Annotated in this window: 3 protein-coding genes; all 3 read right to left on the bottom strand. The window is 69.8% G+C overall.

The features are described 5' to 3' along the window. Positions 1 to 32: 32 nt before the first annotated feature. The 3 genes from eno to sigC all read right to left on the bottom strand — a co-directional run bounded on the left by eno (position 33) and on the right by sigC (position 2,869). Positions 33 to 1,322: a phosphopyruvate hydratase gene (gene eno / locus DQP56_RS23515; RefSeq protein ID WP_112689468.1), complete on the bottom strand. Its 1,290-nt coding sequence runs from the start codon at positions 1,320 to 1,322 to the stop codon at positions 33 to 35. A gap of 100 nt (positions 1,323 to 1,422) precedes the next feature. Beyond that, entirely contained in the window at positions 1,423 to 2,157 is a 735-nt protein-coding gene (locus DQP56_RS23510; protein WP_112689466.1) for a lytic transglycosylase domain-containing protein, read from the bottom strand. 133 nt (positions 2,158 to 2,290) lie between these two features. After that, positions 2,291 to 2,869, bottom strand: a complete 579-nt coding sequence (gene sigC / locus DQP56_RS23505; protein ID WP_112689464.1) for an RNA polymerase sigma factor SigC — start codon at positions 2,867 to 2,869, stop codon at positions 2,291 to 2,293. Positions 2,870 to 2,960 lie beyond the last annotated feature (91 nt).

The raw sequence follows: 2,960 nt of genomic DNA, 5'->3' as shown, positions 1-2,960 counted from the left end.
TCGGATCGGACATTGCCAGCGCCCCCGACGGACTATCGGGTCTCCGGCGCGTAGCGGGGGAAGGCCAGCTCGCCGGCGTAGCGGGCGGCGTCGCCGAGTTCCTCCTCGATCCGCAGCAACTGGTTGTACTTGGCCACCCGCTCACTGCGGGCCGGCGCACCGGTCTTGATCTGGCCACTGCTGACGGCCACCGCGAGGTCGGCGATGGTGGTGTCTTCGGTCTCGCCGCTGCGGTGACTCATCATGGTGCGGTAGCCGCTGTGGTGCGCCAGCGTCACCGCGTCCAGGGTTTCGGTGAGGGTGCCGATCTGGTTGACCTTCACCAGCAGCGCGTTCGCCGCGCCCCGCTCGATGCCCTCCTCGAGGCGTTCGGGGTTGGTGACGAACAGATCGTCACCGACGAGCTGCACCCGGTCCCCGATTTCGTTGGTCAGCGCCACCCAGCCGTCCCAATCGTCCTCCGACAGCGGGTCCTCGATCGACACCAGCGGGTAGTTGTCGAGCAGCTTGGCGTAGAACTCGGTCAGCTGCGCGGCGGTGCGGTTCTGCTTCTCGAACGCGTAGCCGCTGCCCTCGGTGTAGAACTCGGTGGCCGCGACGTCGAGAGCCAACGCCACGTCGGTGCCCAGCGTGAATCCGGTGGACTCGATCGCGGTGCTGATGAGATCCAGCGCCGCAGTGGTGCCGGCGACATCGGGGGCGAAGCCGCCCTCGTCACCCAGCCCGGTGGACAGCCCCTGCTTCTTGAGCACCGCCTTGAGGGCGTGGTAGACCTCCGCGCCCCAGCGCAGCGACTCGGCGAAACTGGGTGCGCCGATCGGGGCGACCATGAACTCCTGGACGTCGACACCGGTGTCGGCGTGCGCGCCACCGTTGAGGATGTTCATCATCGGCACCGGCAGGATGTGGGCGTTGGGGCCGCCGAGATAGCGGTAGAGCGGCAGGGCCGCAGAATCAGCGGCGGCCTTGGCCACCGCCAGCGACACCCCGAGCATGGCGTTGGCGCCCAGCCGGGACTTGTCCGGGGTGCCGTCGAGATCCACCAGCGCCTGGTCCACCAGCCGCTGGTCGTCGGCGCTGATCCCGATGACCGCGGGCGCGATCTGGTCCAGCACCGCGGTGACCGCCTTCTGCACGCCCTTGCCGCCGTACCGGGAGCCGCCGTCGCGGAGCTCGACGGCCTCGTGCTCGCCGGTGGAGGCGCCGGAGGGCACCGCTGCCCGGGCGAACGTGCCGTCCTCCAGCGCGACCTCGACCTCGACCGTGGGGTTGCCGCGGGAATCGAGGATCTCGCGGGCGCCGACCTGCTGGATGATGGGCACTGACTTCTCCTTGAGCTGGATGGGGCTGGCCGTCTTAAACCTATGGGGGAGCCTATTGGGGTCTACCGGGGAGCCTAAACGGTGCTGCCCGCCGCAGTCCTCACAGCGGGCGTCCGGCCGCATACGCAGCGGCCCAGTCCCGGACGGCGCGGGCGTAGATCTCCGAATCGTTGTAGGCAAGCAGGGCCGCCATCCAGCCCTTGGCGGTCGCCAGATCCTTTCCGCGCCAGCACAGATAGCCGGCCGCGGACAGCGCGGCGTCGTCGATGTTGTCCGGGCTGATGATGCCGTCGTTGTTGGCGTCGACGCCGTAGAGCCGCCAGGTCTCGGGAATGAACTGCATGGGGCCCATCGCGCGCACCACGCCGTCGTCGTCGGCCAGGTCGGGCTGCAGACTCTCGACGATGTGCAGCGTGCCGCCGGACCCGTCGAGCCGCACGCCCCGGATCTTGGGCCGCACGTCGCCGTTGCGCGCCACCGTGGCGTGGTTATAGCGGCCGTGGTGACTCTCGATCTGGCCGATCGCGGCCAGCGTGGTCCAGCCCAGGTGGCAGTTGGGGTTCTCCACCTCCGCGACCCGCGCGGCGTAGGCGTAGGCCTCCAACGCGGTCACCGGGATGTCGAGCACCGCCGCCCGCTCGGCGGCCCAGTGATACAGCTGGTCGGCCGGACGCCCGGCCACCAGCTGGGTGTTGACCGGCGGGACCGGGTCGCCGGGCGGCGGCGGCACGCCCTGCGGAATGGGGTTACCGAGCTGCCAGCTGCAACTGGAGGCCAACAACACGGCCGTCGCACCCACGACCGCAGTGGTCCGCAGCCAACGTCGCGCTGACACCGCTCTCCCCAACCTCGAAACCCTGATCCGTGTCCATCGTTCCATGACCGCGGCGCCAGTGGCTGCCGTCACCGGCTCGCGTCATCGGACCGGACCCGGAAAAAACCCTCCGGCCAGCCCGAATCCGATCGGATTAACCAGTGAGCTCGTCGCGATCCGGATCGGCGAGCAGCGCGTCACGGGCGCGGGCGACCCGGGAGCGGATGGTGCCCACCGGGCAACCGCACACTGCGGCCGCGTCCTGGTAGGACAGGCCGAACAGTTGGGTCAGCAACAGCGCCTCGCGCTGCTCGTCGGAGAGTCCTGCGATCAGGGTGTTCACTTCGACGACGTCCTCAAAGCCGCGGCTGGGCCGCTCGCGGTTGAGCAACAACTCGGGGTCGGCGCCGGGCGCGGTGCGCGGACGCGACCGCAGGTAGCGGATGTGATCGGCGACCACCCGGCGCGCGATGGCCAGCAACCAGGTCCTGGCACTGGAGCGCCCGGAGAACCGCGGGATGGCGCGGATCGCCCGCAGGAAGGTCTCCTGGGTCAGGTCGTCGGCGTGGCCGCCGTCGAACAGGTAGGCCACGAACCGCCAGACATCGTGCTGGGTGGCCTTGATGAACGCCTCCAGAGCGCGGGAGTCCCCGGCTGCGGCGGCAAGTGCGAGTGCGGTGACAGCGTCGTCAGCGTCGTCAGCCCCGACACTGCCCCGGTTAGCTCCCGCCATGAACAACCACCCTAGACCCGGCCGCTGCCCGCTCCTACGACGCATGGTCGTAGGGCCGTTCGGACCGCTGACCGACCGCAGATGGCGGCGG

The sequence above is a fragment of the Mycolicibacter senuensis genome (assembly GCF_003284925.1).
Lineage (GTDB): Bacteria > Actinomycetota > Actinomycetes > Mycobacteriales > Mycobacteriaceae > Mycobacterium > Mycobacterium algericum_A.
Note: the sequence above shows the minus strand (reverse complement) of the source record. Positions and strands in the feature narration are given on the sequence as shown.